Here is a 15,274-nt window from a genome sequence, read left to right as displayed (position 1 = left end):
GTAATATTTTAGTTATTATTTGAGCAATTTATTTTATTGTCATGGTTATGAAGGAGTGTTACATTCCCTCTATTAAATATAGACATCGAATTAAGAAGCTAACTCATCCATTATATTCTTTGGAAAATTTTGCATCTATAGCGATTGCTATTATTCTTAAGTCTGGTAAAACAGTATGGTTATCAAGTAAACCTAGGATCTCCTTAAACACATTTAAATCTGGGCTATACAGAGGAGATTTGCTACTTAATTATACATTCATTAAAGATAAGGAGACTATGTTTCCTAATGATTTTATTAATCTAGATTATTTACAACAATTAGTAAATGATATATTAACTAAATATGGATTATATCGATGCTATTGCTTCACTAGAAGATGTGATGATTGTCACATACTTGTTAGTGTTAATACTAATGTAGAAATAAAAGATAATATGTCATATTATAAAAGCACAATTGATCAAATCGAAAGCTTTAGTCTAGAATTTATAGATAATATGCTAGATGTCTACTTAGAATGTCTTCCAGAATTAAAATCAACATATTTTATGACAGATAAAAATTATCGACATGAAGTTTTAAAAACTAAAACAACTTTATTAAATATAAATAAATTATCTAGCTCTGAACTTTCAGTATTATACTGGAGTGCAAAAGGTAAGAGTTCAGAAGAAATTTCAACTATATTATTTTTATCAAAAAATACTGTTGATACCTATCGCAGAAGGTTAATTAAAAAATTAAATGTTGCTAATATTACTGAAGCCGTATATAGTGCAATTAGTTTGGGGCTAATTATATAAGTCTTATATATGAGACTAAATTTATAGTTTATTTATTGTTATTATGATTTTATCTTTAATCAAGATCATCTAACTTTAAAAATAAGGAAAAATAAACCATGAAAAATACAACAAGAGAATTAGCTAGAGCAATAGAAAAATGGTTAATTAAGGGTACGCTAAATCCTAATATACTATCAGAAAACTTTAAATTTTCTTCTCCATTTTGGAAACATGCTAATAGGGAAGAGTTTTTGAATAAGTTTCTTGATCCTTCAGAGTATATTGAAAAGAGCCTTTCTAATATTATTCGGTTTGAACCTACTATACTTTGTATTAGTGAAGATGAAAAATATTTCACACTTACGTTAAAATATCATACTAAGAATGGTTATAGTGTAGATGAAGTAGTCGTTTGTGAGATACAAAATAGATGTATAGCTAATATGAATACTATATATGACCTAGAACTTACTAAGAAAGCCCACAATCTAACCTAATTTGGGTCATAGACGACATTAAATGTGGGGCTTTTGGTCTATGGTGCTATGGATAATGTACGCCTATATACTTTGTAGGTTTGAGCAATGGTTAATTAAAAAAGGCTTTTAATACTATATTGGTTTAGATGTTGGTTTTCCGAATGAATCATTATGTATATGATCTGTCAAAGATACTCCATTTGCTACTAATGAGCCTTTAATCACAACATCACTATTAATATTAATCTTCTTAGCTGATAGGGTTAAGGTATCTTTTGCAGATATATTAACTGTATCTGCTGATATAGTAATAGAGTCTTGTACAGATATATCAACTTGATTGGCTTTTAATGTCAAAGAATCTTGTACAGTTAGATCTGTCTTATTTGATGATGATGTTATTGTATCTTTTACAGATGTGTTGATATTTTGACAATCTATTTTGATATCACCAACAGCTTTTATATTCATTTTTTTATTTTTATAATCATATTCAACTACAGTACCATCTGCATATGTGGTTATATGCTTTGTTTGATCTTGTGGTGTATTTTTATTTGTATATATTGAGCCAAGAATAATACCATTATTAATATCTCCACTAGGGCTAAGTACAGCTACTTGCTCTGATTCTGATAAACTCCACCATGTAGTACAATCCCCTGCTCGCATTGTTATAATAGGTAAGAAAGCTGTTGTTATTTCTCCTATTTTAACTTTGGCTTTAGCCTTATCTATAGTGTCAATAGTACCTATTAATATCATTTGAGATAGTCTTGATTGTATATTAGATATTAATTCTCTATTGTGCATATACTGAATCACCAAATGTTGTTGATATTTGTAGCTCAATCTCCCAAGCAATAAATCCATCTAAGCTTGGTGATAAAGAGTCTCTTTGTGATGAAGTAACATTTATAGTTTTAATACTTGAATTGGCTAAAAAATTACTCTCTAAGAAAGTCCCTATTTCAAGTGCTACATTTGTCATATCTAAGTTTGCTTGGAAATTATCCTCTTTCTCATCTGCTCGAGAATAAACCAAAGTTAAACTCACAAAAAACATAACGTTACTTAAATCAGACATCTTTTTTGTATGAGTCATAGAATCAAGAGATATCAAAGCAAAAGGACAGTCTTGATGTGCTATTTTTCTTGCATGAGGATACAAAAGCCATTTGATATTACTAAACTTTGTTTTCAAATTGGTATATATAAGCTCTGTTAATTCACTTGAAGTCATTTTGTATACCTTAATAGTTGTGTAAAGTTCTTTTCAAACTCATCATTTAGGTAGTGGTGTATTCTTTGATTAGCAATCAAACTTGCATGATCAGATATATTTAACATTTTCCTTTTTTTTGTATATCTGTCATAGACTCTATTATTTTTATGATTAATATAAGCATTTGGTATTGTTTGTTGCTTGATAATAACAGCTTTATCTCTAGCTTTAGCATTGCCCAGTGTATCTAAAGGGATATCATTAATACCAAACCATATCTTAAAGCCTTGATTATTATTAATTCTCTTTTTGAAAGTTAATAATCTTTTTCTGATTATTTTCAAAGGGATATTTAACTCATGAGATATATCTTTAGCTATCTTTGAACTAGCCCTTTTAATACTTCTATTTAAAGATTGATTAAATATCTTAATGAAAGTTTCATTATCTTGTCGATAACCTAATATAGCTTTAGATATTGACTCTGCACTATCAACTGAAATTATAATCATCTTGAAGACTATCTCCATTAGCAAAGCTTACTTGAGCTTTATATAACCCATTAACCAACTTGTAATTATCTATATTTACAATCAAATTCAAATCTATAATTTTGACATCACAACCAATATAAAAATCTTTAATGTCAGATGGCAAGATAGTTAAATAGCCAGCTATATTTTTTGCTTGATAACTACCTATATTGTCAAATTGATAACTATCATCAAAAATAACACTTTTTTGAATGTTCTTTGGCAAAATTAAAACATCTCTACCAAAATCATTAAAAATAATACTATTTAACTGATCTTGCATATAGATATTAGACATTATTTAGCAGGTGTCGGTTTTTGATATTGAGCTAACACAAATGCTTTTGGTTGTGTAACTGCAACATCAAGACGTTGGAAAACAGTAAACCTAATCATATCTGAATCAGACATTGAATATGGGTCTATCTTTAACTCTAAACCTCCCCACATAGCTAATGCAACCTTAGAAAAATCACCAAATATCATATCTGTAGCTTTAAGCTGATTAGTTATTAACGCATTATAGCCATTAATTTGGTTATCTTTTAAGATCATATTAATACCTGTAGTATCAATAGGTGTAGATTTTGCCTTACCTGACATACTAGGATTTAAAACATATCTCATGTTTTGCATATTAGCATTACTTGTCAATGCTTGTGTCTCCATACCCACAAAGTCAGATAATGCTAATTTATCACCAAATGTAGCTTTATTGATTCCTTTTGTATTAGCAATACCTAAAGGTTGATTTGATGTACCCAAACCATACATAATAGCTTCATCAACTGCTACAGCAACAACTTCTGCCATATCATTAACTATTTTTTGTTCAATTGATGCATTTGTATAATTTAACAACTCTCCAGTCATCAACTGGCTAACACCTATTTTCTTAGGAGTTAAGTCAATTTTATCAGTAGTGAAATTACTATCTGTAACTTTGTCTTTCTCTCCAAGCCAATATGCAGTAGAACCTCCTGTTTGAATCGGAATATTTGCATAACCTGACATACCCATCATTTTAGATACAAGATTTAAAAATACAGATTTGTTTCTTAATAGCGTCACAAAATCATCAACCATTGTTGTAGTATTGATTAGTGAACCTGAATTAGTTGTGTCTGCTCCTCTTGTAAAGGCATTTCTTGATAAAACTTCAAAAGGTACATGAAATCCACCACCTGAACTTATATTATTAGCTCTTTTAGCGGTATTAGATACATCTAACTCAAATGCAGCTTCTTCTCTTAATTTCATATCACTTGGGTCTCTAAGATGTCTCATGACTTTTATAAATGAAAAATTATTAGCTTCTTTTTTACTAAGACCTATATTTTGATAATTAGCCATATTAATATTTGGATTTGATTTTTCCATGTCTCGTAGCTTTTCTCTGTTTGCTTCACTTTCAAGATATCTTTCGTATGACTCAAAAGCTTTTTCTTTAAAATCAGTAATACTTGTACCATCATCTATAGCTTTTGTGATTAATTCTTCATCACATTTATATTTAGTAGCTATTGAGCGAATATTACTTACTCTATCTCTTTCTCGCTTCAAAGCTTTTTCTGTAATATCATTGAAATCGTTTGTTTGTTGGTTTTTTTCCATTCCTCTTTCTCCTTTGTTATTGAAATTTTCAAACTCTTCTTTATAACTTCTTTTATAGCCAACAGTCGTATCTGCTGGGACTGTCACTAAAGATATCTCATAAGGCATCCATCTAGTAACATTGATATTATTTCTACTTCTCTCTTCACTATAAGCATCAACACTATAGCCAGTTGATACACTTGTTAATATTTTATCAACTACATCCTTATATACTTCATCTGCAAATGCTGACTTTGAAAATCTAACAGTAGCATAAGCTTTGTCCCCATCAAGCCAAGCTTTCTCTATTTTTCCTATTGGTTTATCCCAATCATGATTAAATAACAAATTAGCTCCATTATTTAATCTTTCAAAGTTAATAGCATCTTCATTATGTATCAAAGTTTCAGTCATATCTGACCAACGTTGATATGGTGTATTAGATGAAAAACTAAGAGTTAATGTCCTATCTTCTTCATTCAAATTATCTCGAGTAAATACACCACTTCTATGGTGCTTTTGTCCTATTAATAGCTTACTCATTAGCATCTCCTACATCTTTAAATCTCTTTTTGTCTTCTTTTCTTTGTTGAGCCACTACCTCTGGGTCTCTACCTGTCTTAGCTATTTCTTCACTAATTGAACTTAAACCACTTTCAATTTTAGTTTTAGCTGCTTGAGCATCTTTATTTGGATCCATCCCCTCCCATGACCTAGGCATATATTGAATAGAGTCTTTAATATCCTCTATTTGAGAGCTAGAAATATTTAACTTGCCATTAAAAATATTAATATCAAGCCAAGCCTCAAATACTGGCTTAACTAAGTTTTCTATAACTTTTTGTTGTAACATTTGCCATGAAGCTTTTTCTGATAACAAACCATGTCGTGTACTTGAATAGCTAGATTGTGATAAATCATTACCTATACTAATGAAATTAACTCCATACCCTAAAGATATTGAAGCCATACGTAACATAGCATCTCTAAATGGTGCAAACTCGGCACTTGGAAACTTAGAGTCAACTTGTTGTATTGAGTATTTACCATTCATTACCATAAAATCAGTACCATCACCCATATTTATAGTTTCTTTGGTATCTACTTGAGTATCTTCACTCTGATAATCACTTGAATTAGCAATAGGGTTATAATCATCATCTTCTTTACTAAATATTCCATTAATCTTTGAGTTTTGACGTGCATTATCTAAAGCACATTTAGCAAAATCATTTAACATATTTAATGAGTTTAAAGCTGTATGGATATTTGATATACCTCTTGTAGCTCCGATGAAATCTACATTGTTATATCCATGTATAACATTCTCTGCTGAGATAACTTGATTTGCTGAATCAATATCACCCCTTAGATGATAAGCTACAGGCTTACCATATATATTAAGCTCAACACCATTAACAATATTATTATTGCCTCTTTTTTCAGTTAGTGAGCTATTAACCAAAATAGGATCTAAAAACTGTAGTTTCAAATCACCATCAATAATATTCTTGACAATAAAAAACTCACCATCTCTTAACCAGTGTTTGACCGCTTTTTCTAATATGTCTATATATGACATAGTCTCTGTAACATCACAGTTACCTTTTTTTGTCCATCTTTTATAACACTTCTCAATATTTGTATTAATATTTTTGTATTGACTCTTACTAGATATAGCTATGCCAGTATGTCCAATAATATTAATAGAAGCATAGTTAAGAAAAAAACGGATATATTCATTATTTAATTGTGCTTCTCTTGCTTGTTTAATTATCTGATTATGTCTATAAGATATTAAGTTAGAAACATTATCAAAACCTAAGCCAAAAGGATTTGAGTATGGTACATACCCAGTTGATCTATGGTGTATATGTTTAGTTGTTGTACTTTTTGTAGGTTTTATTTTTTTATTGAAACCAAACATCTATCTAATCCTATAGCTACCTAAAAAAATATTACTTTGACCAGCCTTACTTCTAATTAATTGGTTGATCTTTCCTTGTAAATAACTTTCATCTTTTCTTAATTCTTCTAATGATCTTCTTGTAGCTCCCTTATCCCCATAATGATATTCTGTTATATTGTTTGCTCTTAAATCTTTAAGTTGATCTTGAACAATCTTTAGATTATCTTGTAGCCTTTGTATTTCTTGATCTACAGGGTTCATAATTTGCTTAGTTATTTCTAATTATGAATTAATAATATGAGATTAATTTGTTTGATGTGTGGTGAGTTTTTTAAAAAATTAGTACAGTTGATATTTAATGCATGCCAAATATGCGATGTTTTTTGCTCTTGTTTCAGTACCGCCAGTTTTTGCTGTCGCAACATTCATATTTGTAACTCCATCTTTGCCTGCTGGAGTTTGGCCTGTATTTGTACTCGATGTGGCACCAAAACCTATTTCATGTGAGTGAGCTTTGATTTGATCTTCTTGATAACTTCCTAAAGACCTATCTTTATCTAAATCTCTACTATTATCTAAAAATCTAGGGAATAAACCTCTAGCGTCACTAATCCTAAATGATAACTTATCTGGACTTTCTTCAACATTTGGTTTTCCTTGTAAAGCCATCCACAAATCATTATATGTTGTTTTAAGCCACCAAGAACCATCAATAATTAAATAATTCTTTGGGGCAACAGTACTATAAAACATAGCAATATGCCCTATAGGTTCTAATCCTGATTCTAATACTGTTTTAATTTGCGAAATTTGTGATTTCAAACTATCAATATCACTATCAATTTCAGCCTTTAAATAATATCTAGTATCATGATTATGCTTTTTAAATGTATCAATATCTACATATGACTCTACAGGTGCATTAAGATTAACATCAGCTGTATCAGAAAAAACAATATGACATTGTAATTCTGCTTCAAGAGATTTATCACCTTTAAGTTCAAATTCAGGAACAAGACCATATGCAAAGGTATTTTTTTTATTATCATAAATATATATTTTTCTAACAATACCTTTAACAGTTTCTAAATTTGGAACCACAGCTGTCAAAATCAGTGTATTTTTATTGAGTGGGTCAAGAGCTATATTATTCAAAGTACCACTAAAAATAATATTACCAACTGTCTGCTCATCATCAACATTAGAATCTGTAACAGCAAATGTAATTAGTTGTATTTTCTCTCCTGTAGCTTCTAAATTAGCAATATCACTAAGTGCTTTACTTGTTAGATGTAGTTGATTTGGCATTGATATCTCCTGTTATTTTAAGTCTTATTTTGACTGCTCCACCACAATATAGTGTAGCGTTGTTTGATGTATCGATTATGTAATTTATAATTGTTTGAACATTCTTATTTTTATTGACTATATTTTTAACTTTATCTATTTCAAATTCTTTATTTTGAGTTTGTAGTTTTAATTTAGCTGTGCCTGCTGTTGAATTATCTTGATACCATTCGATTATATTAAAAGTATATCCTCCAATATTAAGTGCATCTTTTAATGCTCCTGATGTACCTTTCTTTCTATGAATAGCTATAGATTGAAGTATATATTCTCTTTTTTGTTGATCTGATAGACTATTGTATATAGAAAAATCAACATCCATGAAATATGCTAAATATAGTAAAAGAAAATCAGGACATAGCTTTGTATTATAAAGTTTATCTATAAGTATATCTTTTTGATCTAATACATTTTTAAAACTCTGTATTATGTTTCTTTCTAATTCAGTTGTGTTAGGTGGAAAAAATGACATAACTAACCTCAAAATATAATACTAGTGCAATATGGTAATTCTTGATTTGATGTATATATGTTTTGTGTAGGTGATGATAAGCTTGTCACAACAGCTACTCCCTCTATATTCATCGAAGCGTATATCTCTGATAATGCTATTTCTGCTCCTATTCTCTTTTTTTGATTTGTTAAACTTAATAAGTTATTAGATATGGTTTTTTTTACTATAGTTTCATCTGCGTCGTTCTCGATCTTAATTTCTGCTTTAATTTGATAATCAATAACATCAACACCTGAGACAATAACATCTGCTCCTAATGGTTTTCTATCAGGACTATTCAAATAATCATTTACTTTTTTAACTAAATCAGCTGAAGCACTACCATCTTTGGAACTTAAAGACTGAATAGTTATAAATGCTTTAGCTGGTTGTTTGTCATCATCATAAGCTACTGCATATTCAACATCACTATCAGCTTGTAGTGCTAAAGTCTCATATGCCTTTGCTATACCTGCTGATGATAATAAAGATAATGCCCCTAATATACGTTGTCTATATCTATCATCTTTTTCATCTTTAGCTCTGGCAACTGAAAATAAAGCCCCTAAATTATCTAAATCATCACCTGATGAACTAGATATTAATACTGCTTGAATTTGATCGTTTCTTTGTTGATCTTTCAAGGTTAATAAATATGCACAAGACTCAAATATCTTAACTACTGGGTCAGAAGCTAAATATACATCCCAATCAGGAGTCAAAGTTTTAAATTGTTTCAACAAAGCACTCAGATTATCATCATAGCTAACTTTGGATATAGCATCAGGTAAAGGTAATTTACTAAGATCAAAACTCATATCTTAACTCCTCTTATAGTATGTTTGGTGCCTTTAGGTTTGTATATAAATTCAAATCCAATAATTAAATGGCCTGTTTCATCTGCTGATACATTAATCTTGTTTTTTTCTAAAGATACTCTAGGCTCAAAATCAGTTATAGCTTGAACAACTGATAAATATATTTTTGCAATATTGCTTTTATTAAGTGGTGAGTCAATATATTTATGTAAATCACTTCCATAATCTCTTCTCATAACTCTACTACCTTTAGGAGTGCTTAAAATATCATCTATTGATTGCTTGACACTTTCAAAGTCATCAATCAACTTTCCTGTATATCTTGATAATCCACTCACTTTTTAACCTCTTTCTTTTTTATTAAGTCTTCGTATATCTGATATAAATTAATATTGGCTATTCTTAGTGCTACAAGTGCATACACAAATGTATCTAATGCCTCATTTCTCTTATCTTTAGCAATATTCTTCCATTCAACCTTAGGATATCCTTTAACCCATCTAATCTTTTTCTCCTCAGCAGTTAACTGATTAAAATAAACTTCATCACATAAACCTTTTTTAAAATGAATAACAAAATCACCTCTTTTTTCTTTCTTTTTTAATCTTTGATAGATTATTGTTTTTGCTTCTGATGTGCCTATGCTATATAACTCAATATTTCGTTTATTTGGTGCTTTAATTAATGATGGTCTTACATACAATGGTGCATGAATATTTGAGCTACCCTTAATTGCATAAGGATTTGCTCTTTTTCTCCTACTTCTAATATAGTCATATGCTTTGGATGTCATATTACCAGTACCCCCAGTATCTAAAGCCGACATCGTTATACCAAATTTTCTACCATCACAATATGTAAATTTCTTTGTATCTAAATATCTCGATAATTTATTCCAAACATCATTTTCATCAGTGTTACCATAAAATATTTGATAGTCCAAAACAAAAGACTCTTCACCTACGCCCCAGCCTATACTTTGTACCTCAATACGATCTAATTGAACATCTATGCCTGCTGTAATTACAAAACAGTTTTTAGGCATAACATCATACTGCTCTACTCTATTTAATAACTCATGCGACTCTACTCTTTCTCCTCTATCTTCAAATGTTTCAGCAAGTGACATATTGACAAAACTACGGATATCATTTGTCTTTTTTTTATCCAAAAAAGAACGGGCTATATCTTTCATTAAGCGAAATGGACTGTATAATTCGTTTAAATGAAAAGAAGCATGACCATTAAATTTATTTTGTGCTATCCATTTACCAGCCTCTACCATCTTACGTTTTTCAATATCACTTAAACCAACACCGCAGTTCTCACAAAAGTATTTAACTGTTTCTAAGTCATGATCGCCATCTTCACCTTTCAGCCACTTAACATTTTTCCATTTCAAAGTTTGCTCATACCCACAATAAATACATGGCACAAAAAACTCTCTTCTATCTCCTGATTCATAACTCATCTCAACAAATGAAGCACCTTTGAGTGTCGGGGTGCTTGTAATTAACATCTTTCTTTTTCTTCCAAATGAAGCTGATCTTTGAGATAGTAAATTAACAGGGTGACCCTCATTATTTCTTTCGTATCCATCAACCTCGTCACAATATATTTTCGGAGCTGATATACCTTTTTGCGTTGTAGGTGAACCTGACCATGCAAAAGTTAATGTCCCACCCTTGTATGTCTTCATTGTTTGACTATTAACACCATCTCTTGAACGAGGCTTTGCTAATGATTGATTAACTGCATTTGAATAACTAATCATTGGTTCAAACTTAGATACAAGCCATTTCTTTAAGTCAGCATTACTCGGTTGCATCATGATTTGTGATTCAGGTTGATGGGCTATAAAGTAGCCAATTGTATTATTAAGTATCGCTGTCTTACCTAATTGAGCTCCCCACATTAATGTTACTATCTGTACAGAATCATCTAATAATGCTTCAAATACTCCCTCTTGATATGAGGTTGTTTGCCATTTCCCTGGTCTAGCTGATGTACCACTAGGCATAAATACATTTTTTGCTGACCATTCAGATATTGTTAAATCTTCAGGTGGTTTAAAATATTGACCTAATAAACTGTATATTAGTTTATGAGCATCCCTACTCTTCATCTGATTTCTCCAATATCTGATCTATAATAATTGATTCACCATTTAATATAGAATCAATAGCGTCCTTAACTTCTCTTAATAGCACCTTATTAAATTTCTTAGCGTCCGTTTCTCCTAATAGTTCAATCTCTACTCTTTCAGGGATATTAAGTAACTTATCTTTCATAATTACAAATAAATCACCTAAAACTAACTGCACATCTTCAATGGGTATTAATTTCCTCTCTGCTCTTTCTGCTTTAACTTTCTGCTCATCTGCTTGGTATTTGGTTAGTCTTAGCTTTTCTTGTTTGATATTAATATCAAGTTCTTTAACATCACTTGTAACATCAAAAGTATCTTTAGTGGCATACTCAACATCTCTATCTCTTCGCCACTTGATAACATCTGCAGTATTATATTGCCAAGCTACACCTTTGGAGCCTTTCTCAACATAAGGGCAACCATTTCGTATCCACTTATCTACAGTAGTAACATCAACCCCAAAAGTATTGGCTAACTCTTGCTTGTTAACTATCAATCCTTTGTCTGTAGATATAGTCATTGACCCCTCAATTTCAAATTTCCACCCACTATGTAAATCATGCGAGTTAATCAAACCCACACTCAAACCCTTACAGAAAGTACCTTTGAGCTATATTAAGCGTTAATTTAAGCGTGTAGATATCTACCTAAACCCAACCCCATAAACAGCCTTAAAATGCCAAACAAAAGCAGGTGAAATTTTTACAATTAGCTTAATCATGATTAAATTTTAATGTGATAACTTATTTGATGTGTGGTGACTTTTTGAAAATAGTTTTGTATTCTAAAATCACTTCCAAAAGATATAATTTACTTTACACAGCTTTATATTTCGTTATATAGTTAGATTTGTAATAACAAAAAAATAGGAATAGATATGAATAAAAATGAATTAGTACATGCAATTGCTAAGCAGGCTGACGTTACTATTGCGGATGCTGAAAAATGTTTAAAAGCTTTTACTAATGCCATTACTGACTCTCTTAAAAAGAAAGAAGATATAACTCTTGTAGGTTTTGGTACATTCCAAGCTAAACATAGAGCTGCTAGAGACGGTAGAAATCCAAAGACTGGCGAAACTATTAAAATAGCTTCGGCTACTGTTCCTCATTTTAAAGCTGGTAAGACTCTTAAAGAAACAGTGAATAAATAAGAGCTTTAGATCTGCTCTTCTTTTCTTAAGTCTTTTAGCTTACTAATAAATTCTTGAGTAATGTCTTTTTTAGGCGAGTATCTGACTAAATATTTTGTATCCATAATTGCATCATATTTTCCAGCACTGATAATTTCTTTACTTACCTTATCAATATTATTGAGATTTGATTGCTTATACTTAGACAAATCTGGAGCTGCTTTTTCTTCTTCATCTGAAAACTGTTTATTTACAAAATTAATATCACTTTGATATCTGTTCTTCTCTACTATAAGCTCTTTATAAATAAGAGACTGTTTATCATGAATACTATTCATTCTAATATTAAGTTCTTTAATCTGTTTCTTTCTCATATCTACAAAAGGTTTAACATTCTCTATATATTTATGAATTACTTGAATTAATTGTTTATTTTCTTCATCTATCGTACTTGGAGTATTAACTCGTTGATACTCATATACTTTCGACATATTTACATATGCAATATTAGATGCGAAAACTGTACCCAATGTAAATATTAACAATATTAAAATACTTATTTGTTTCATAAACTTAGATCGATCTTTTCATTAAATTATGAGTAAACATTCTATATCTCGAAGGTTGCCTTTTAATCCTTTCAACAAGTACATTCATTCCTTGCTGATAAGCAATTTCTATAGCTTTAAAATTATCAAGATATTCAATATCTCTTATGTATACTTGGGCTTTCCAAGATCCTTTTGATAATTCATTGCTGTAACCTCCTATTATTTTAAGACGTTCAACTACTTCACTAGGAAGTATGGAAAGAATAGTTGCAACTTCAGCAATAGATTTACTGTCATTTTTCATTCAAAGATAATTTATAAATACCTTAGAGAATTTAAATCTCATATTATATACTTATATATTATTTGGACAATATGTTTTAAGAGCAAAAATTAACACTAGTTTCAAACAACTCATGTATACATTTATCTTAATCATGATTTCTATTAGTACTTTTTCTCAGCGTTCTCTATAATATAAGCTTTTTCATTACAGTCTTGACACGTGTAATAATAATATTTAAATCTCATATTCTTACTAGGTATCATTTTGTTAAAAATGATATTGTCACTATTGCAATACCTACATGTTGCTTTATCTTTATTAACTATAGCTTCTAATTCACTTACTCTTTGATCACGCTTACAGATATTTTCGTAAGCTTCCAGTAATTGTTGCTGTATTTCTATAATTTTATTTTGAATAAGGTATGTAGTCTCTTTATCTTTTAACTTTTTAGACAAATTCATCAACCCCTTTGAAATCTTAAAGGCAGTATTAACCTCTGATAATATTATTAACACTAAGCTACATCTATAATGTTTGCTAACATTGATCTTAATTATACCTCGAGGAACTAGGCTATCAAATATACTAATCAAGCTTGTTGTATCAATAATAAACTTAATACCTAAACAACTCATGTATACATTTATCTTAATCAAACTTTCTAATAAATCATCTTTTGTATATTCTATACTCATATAATCAAACCATATTGTTTAGTAGTTTGCCTAATTATTTTCCTATCAATGTAACTATTTAAAACACAATCTATATTCTCAACAGTTAATCCATTTGAAAATAATATCTCAACAGCAGTTTTTGCTAGCTTTTCTAACTCTTTTTTTAGGTATTTGTGCATGAGTATTTGCTCACCTTGAAATTCATCTGCAATTTTATATGCTATGCCTTTGTCTCCTATGAAATTAATAAATTTCTCTTCGTAATGTGACCCTATTGAACCAATACGCATATCTTCTATATTGTATCTCTCACACTTAGCAAATACCTTGTCAGTCCATTCTTTGCCAATAGCATTTATCATTCTACGATAGGTGACAGTGTACATATCAACTCCCCTTTTTTGTCAAATACTTACCAATCCTCTTTAATGCTATATATCCACCTAACCAATATGTGAATATCAGTATTAACATAGTTAATATCATTGATACTATGACTACAACTAATGCTGAAATATCATCTTGGTTATTTTGATAGATATCTCTTTTAGCCATATATTTATCGTCATTAGTACTTGTTTTTGTATCAGTTAATATATTGTTTTTACGTGAGCTTTTGTCAACTACCTTTGAGCCTACATTAAGTTGTGCTTTTGTATCATCTATATTTAGCTTATGGTTTGTTTCTGTATCTTTGCTTTTAATATTAGAATCTCTATATTGATTCGTCTTTGTATCTCGTGCAGACAGACCTACACTAGCCATAGTTTGAAATTGAGATGTTGAAAGGTCTTTAGCTGATTGAGTTGTAAGTAACTTATCAAGTAGTTTAGCAGGTTTCAACATACTACAACTACTTAATAATATTATAATAGGTACTAATCTAAACATGGTCTTAGCTCCACCAACATACGCGGATTATCCCTATCAACTTCACCTACTGTAAAATTTGCATTTCTATAGTATGGTGTACTGTCATCTTTGATTAGCTTTGACTCAATTAAAGCATCTTGCACAAACTTATCTATTATTGAGCCAACATTCATTAGATCAGTTGTCTTTCTCTTTAGGTAATACTTATAGTAAACTTCATACTTACCATCAAGAATAGGTGAACGATTTTGTTTAACGATTGAGTAAACTAATTCATGATAATATTTCTTAACATTATTAGTTTCCCAAAAAAGTGCATTTCGATACCAATTCATACCTATTAATGTAGGTCGTAGTTGTTTTGAAAATTGATAATATACTGGTACTTCAAATTTGATATTTTTCATTTCCTCGC

General features: G+C 30.0%; 22 protein-coding genes. 3 read left to right on the top strand and 19 right to left on the bottom strand.

The genetic code is table 11. From position 1 onward, the window contains the following. Nucleotides 1-47 precede the first annotated feature (47 nt). Nucleotides 48-806, top strand: a complete 759-nt coding sequence (locus F3D62_RS06390; protein WP_191092554.1) for a helix-turn-helix transcriptional regulator — start codon at nt 48-50, stop codon at nt 804-806. A 98-nt stretch (nt 807-904) separates the two neighbouring features. Then, the gene (locus tag F3D62_RS06385; protein ID WP_150467419.1) at nt 905-1,285 is read left to right on the top strand and encodes a hypothetical protein; all 381 of its coding nucleotides are present in this window, start codon (nt 905-907) and stop codon (nt 1,283-1,285) included. A gap of 114 nt (nt 1,286-1,399) precedes the next feature. Here the strand turns inward: F3D62_RS06385 and F3D62_RS06380 are convergent, their stop codons facing one another. The 13 genes from F3D62_RS06380 to F3D62_RS06320 all read right to left on the bottom strand — a co-directional run bounded on the left by F3D62_RS06380 (nt 1,400) and on the right by F3D62_RS06320 (nt 11,917). Beyond that, nucleotides 1,400-2,080, bottom strand: a complete 681-nt coding sequence (locus tag F3D62_RS06380) for a phage baseplate assembly protein V (RefSeq protein ID WP_191092553.1) — start codon at nt 2,078-2,080, stop codon at nt 1,400-1,402. Further along, nucleotides 2,070-2,510, bottom strand: a complete 441-nt coding sequence (locus F3D62_RS06375; RefSeq protein ID WP_150467417.1) for a hypothetical protein — start codon at nt 2,508-2,510, stop codon at nt 2,070-2,072. Before F3D62_RS06375 ends, F3D62_RS06380 begins: the two co-directional genes overlap by 11 nt. Next, entirely contained in the window at nt 2,507-3,004 is a 498-nt protein-coding gene (locus F3D62_RS06370) for a hypothetical protein (protein WP_150467416.1), read from the bottom strand. Before F3D62_RS06370 ends, F3D62_RS06375 begins: the two co-directional genes overlap by 4 nt. Continuing rightward, a complete protein-coding gene (locus tag F3D62_RS06365; RefSeq protein WP_150467415.1) occupies nt 2,985-3,323 on the bottom strand; it encodes a hypothetical protein in 339 nt (112 codons plus the stop codon). The genes F3D62_RS06370 and F3D62_RS06365 overlap by 20 nt, the downstream gene beginning before the upstream one ends. After that, on the bottom strand, nt 3,323-5,164 hold the full coding sequence (locus F3D62_RS06360; protein WP_191092552.1) for a phage major capsid protein: 1,842 nt from the start codon (nt 5,162-5,164) through the stop codon (nt 3,323-3,325). Before F3D62_RS06360 ends, F3D62_RS06365 begins: the two co-directional genes overlap by 1 nt. Continuing rightward, the gene (locus F3D62_RS06355; RefSeq protein WP_150467413.1) at nt 5,157-6,548 is read right to left on the bottom strand and encodes a phage portal protein; all 1,392 of its coding nucleotides are present in this window, start codon (nt 6,546-6,548) and stop codon (nt 5,157-5,159) included. Before F3D62_RS06355 ends, F3D62_RS06360 begins: the two co-directional genes overlap by 8 nt. After that, complete coding sequence (locus F3D62_RS06350) at nt 6,549-6,791, bottom strand: hypothetical protein (protein WP_150467412.1); 243 nt, start codon at nt 6,789-6,791, stop codon at nt 6,549-6,551. Nucleotides 6,792-6,869: 78 nt separating this feature from the next. Next, nucleotides 6,870-7,838 (bottom strand): phage tail protein, encoded by a 969-nt coding sequence (locus F3D62_RS06345; protein ID WP_150467411.1) that lies wholly within the window; start codon nt 7,836-7,838, stop codon nt 6,870-6,872. Continuing rightward, entirely contained in the window at nt 7,810-8,349 is a 540-nt protein-coding gene (locus tag F3D62_RS06340; protein WP_150467410.1) for a phage tail protein I, read from the bottom strand. Before F3D62_RS06340 ends, F3D62_RS06345 begins: the two co-directional genes overlap by 29 nt. Before the next feature lie 8 nt (nt 8,350-8,357). Beyond that, the gene (locus F3D62_RS06335) at nt 8,358-9,188 is read right to left on the bottom strand and encodes a baseplate J/gp47 family protein (RefSeq protein WP_150467409.1); all 831 of its coding nucleotides are present in this window, start codon (nt 9,186-9,188) and stop codon (nt 8,358-8,360) included. Then, complete coding sequence (locus tag F3D62_RS06330; RefSeq protein ID WP_150467408.1) at nt 9,185-9,526, bottom strand: GPW/gp25 family protein; 342 nt, start codon at nt 9,524-9,526, stop codon at nt 9,185-9,187. The genes F3D62_RS06335 and F3D62_RS06330 overlap by 4 nt, the downstream gene beginning before the upstream one ends. After that, nucleotides 9,523-11,313, bottom strand: coding sequence for a phage terminase large subunit family protein (locus tag F3D62_RS06325; protein ID WP_150467407.1), 1,791 nt, complete (start codon nt 11,311-11,313; stop codon nt 9,523-9,525). The genes F3D62_RS06330 and F3D62_RS06325 overlap by 4 nt, the downstream gene beginning before the upstream one ends. Beyond that, nucleotides 11,303-11,917, bottom strand: coding sequence for a terminase small subunit (locus tag F3D62_RS06320; RefSeq protein ID WP_150467406.1), 615 nt, complete (start codon nt 11,915-11,917; stop codon nt 11,303-11,305). The genes F3D62_RS06325 and F3D62_RS06320 overlap by 11 nt, the downstream gene beginning before the upstream one ends. A gap of 297 nt (nt 11,918-12,214) precedes the next feature. Here F3D62_RS06320 and F3D62_RS06315 point away from each other — a divergent pair, with 297 nt between their 5' ends. Continuing rightward, the gene (locus F3D62_RS06315; RefSeq protein ID WP_150467405.1) at nt 12,215-12,490 is read left to right on the top strand and encodes an HU family DNA-binding protein; all 276 of its coding nucleotides are present in this window, start codon (nt 12,215-12,217) and stop codon (nt 12,488-12,490) included. A 5-nt stretch (nt 12,491-12,495) separates the two neighbouring features. Here F3D62_RS06315 and F3D62_RS06310 read toward each other — a convergent pair whose 3' ends face one another. From F3D62_RS06310 to F3D62_RS06285, 6 genes are all read right to left on the bottom strand, one after another. Further along, complete coding sequence (locus F3D62_RS06310) at nt 12,496-13,038, bottom strand: OmpH family outer membrane protein (RefSeq protein WP_150467404.1); 543 nt, start codon at nt 13,036-13,038, stop codon at nt 12,496-12,498. 4 nt (nt 13,039-13,042) lie between these two features. Then, on the bottom strand, nt 13,043-13,324 hold the full coding sequence (locus tag F3D62_RS06305; protein ID WP_150467403.1) for a hypothetical protein: 282 nt from the start codon (nt 13,322-13,324) through the stop codon (nt 13,043-13,045). 143 nt (nt 13,325-13,467) lie between these two features. Further along, nucleotides 13,468-14,004: a hypothetical protein gene (locus F3D62_RS06300; RefSeq protein WP_150467402.1), complete on the bottom strand. Its 537-nt coding sequence runs from the start codon at nt 14,002-14,004 to the stop codon at nt 13,468-13,470. Continuing rightward, complete coding sequence (locus F3D62_RS06295; RefSeq protein ID WP_150467401.1) at nt 14,001-14,372, bottom strand: hypothetical protein; 372 nt, start codon at nt 14,370-14,372, stop codon at nt 14,001-14,003. Before F3D62_RS06295 ends, F3D62_RS06300 begins: the two co-directional genes overlap by 4 nt. 1 nt (nt 14,373) lies before the next feature. Continuing rightward, a complete protein-coding gene (locus F3D62_RS06290; protein ID WP_150467400.1) occupies nt 14,374-14,877 on the bottom strand; it encodes a hypothetical protein in 504 nt (167 codons plus the stop codon). Next, nucleotides 14,865-15,266, bottom strand: a complete 402-nt coding sequence (locus F3D62_RS06285) for a hypothetical protein (RefSeq protein ID WP_150467399.1) — start codon at nt 15,264-15,266, stop codon at nt 14,865-14,867. Before F3D62_RS06285 ends, F3D62_RS06290 begins: the two co-directional genes overlap by 13 nt. Nucleotides 15,267-15,274 lie beyond the last annotated feature (8 nt).

Origin of the sequence: Francisella sp. SYW-9 (genome assembly GCF_008711465.1) — a bacterium.
Classification (GTDB): domain Bacteria; phylum Pseudomonadota; class Gammaproteobacteria; order Francisellales; family Francisellaceae; genus Francisella.
Note: the sequence above shows the minus strand (reverse complement) of the source record. Positions and strands in the feature narration are given on the sequence as shown.

Excerpts from the sequence above, each read along its gene's own strand:
- F3D62_RS06390 (WP_191092554.1), top strand. The coding sequence starts at position 48 with ATGAAGGAGTGTTACATTCCCTCTATTAAATATAGACATCGAATTAAG.
- F3D62_RS06385 (WP_150467419.1), top strand. The coding sequence starts at position 905 with ATGAAAAATACAACAAGAGAATTAGCTAGAGCAATAGAAAAATGGTTA.
- F3D62_RS06380 (WP_191092553.1), bottom strand. The coding sequence starts at position 2,080 with ATGCACAATAGAGAATTAATATCTAATATACAATCAAGACTATCTCAA.
- F3D62_RS06375 (WP_150467417.1), bottom strand. The coding sequence starts at position 2,510 with ATGACTTCAAGTGAATTAACAGAGCTTATATATACCAATTTGAAAACA.
- F3D62_RS06370 (WP_150467416.1), bottom strand. The coding sequence starts at position 3,004 with ATGATTATAATTTCAGTTGATAGTGCAGAGTCAATATCTAAAGCTATA.
- F3D62_RS06365 (WP_150467415.1), bottom strand. The coding sequence starts at position 3,323 with ATGTCTAATATCTATATGCAAGATCAGTTAAATAGTATTATTTTTAAT.
- F3D62_RS06360 (WP_191092552.1), bottom strand. The coding sequence starts at position 5,164 with ATGAGTAAGCTATTAATAGGACAAAAGCACCATAGAAGTGGTGTATTT.
- F3D62_RS06355 (WP_150467413.1), bottom strand. The coding sequence starts at position 6,548 with ATGTTTGGTTTCAATAAAAAAATAAAACCTACAAAAAGTACAACAACT.
- F3D62_RS06350 (WP_150467412.1), bottom strand. The coding sequence starts at position 6,791 with ATGAACCCTGTAGATCAAGAAATACAAAGGCTACAAGATAATCTAAAG.
- F3D62_RS06345 (WP_150467411.1), bottom strand. The coding sequence starts at position 7,838 with ATGCCAAATCAACTACATCTAACAAGTAAAGCACTTAGTGATATTGCT.
- F3D62_RS06340 (WP_150467410.1), bottom strand. The coding sequence starts at position 8,349 with ATGTCATTTTTTCCACCTAACACAACTGAATTAGAAAGAAACATAATA.
- F3D62_RS06335 (WP_150467409.1), bottom strand. The coding sequence starts at position 9,188 with ATGAGTTTTGATCTTAGTAAATTACCTTTACCTGATGCTATATCCAAA.
- F3D62_RS06325 (WP_150467407.1), bottom strand. The coding sequence starts at position 11,313 with ATGAAGAGTAGGGATGCTCATAAACTAATATACAGTTTATTAGGTCAA.
- F3D62_RS06315 (WP_150467405.1), top strand. The coding sequence starts at position 12,215 with ATGAATAAAAATGAATTAGTACATGCAATTGCTAAGCAGGCTGACGTT.
- F3D62_RS06310 (WP_150467404.1), bottom strand. The coding sequence starts at position 13,038 with ATGAAACAAATAAGTATTTTAATATTGTTAATATTTACATTGGGTACA.
- F3D62_RS06305 (WP_150467403.1), bottom strand. The coding sequence starts at position 13,324 with ATGAAAAATGACAGTAAATCTATTGCTGAAGTTGCAACTATTCTTTCC.
- F3D62_RS06300 (WP_150467402.1), bottom strand. The coding sequence starts at position 14,004 with ATGAGTATAGAATATACAAAAGATGATTTATTAGAAAGTTTGATTAAG.
- F3D62_RS06295 (WP_150467401.1), bottom strand. The coding sequence starts at position 14,372 with ATGTACACTGTCACCTATCGTAGAATGATAAATGCTATTGGCAAAGAA.
- F3D62_RS06290 (WP_150467400.1), bottom strand. The coding sequence starts at position 14,877 with ATGTTTAGATTAGTACCTATTATAATATTATTAAGTAGTTGTAGTATG.
- F3D62_RS06285 (WP_150467399.1), bottom strand. The coding sequence starts at position 15,266 with ATGAAAAATATCAAATTTGAAGTACCAGTATATTATCAATTTTCAAAA.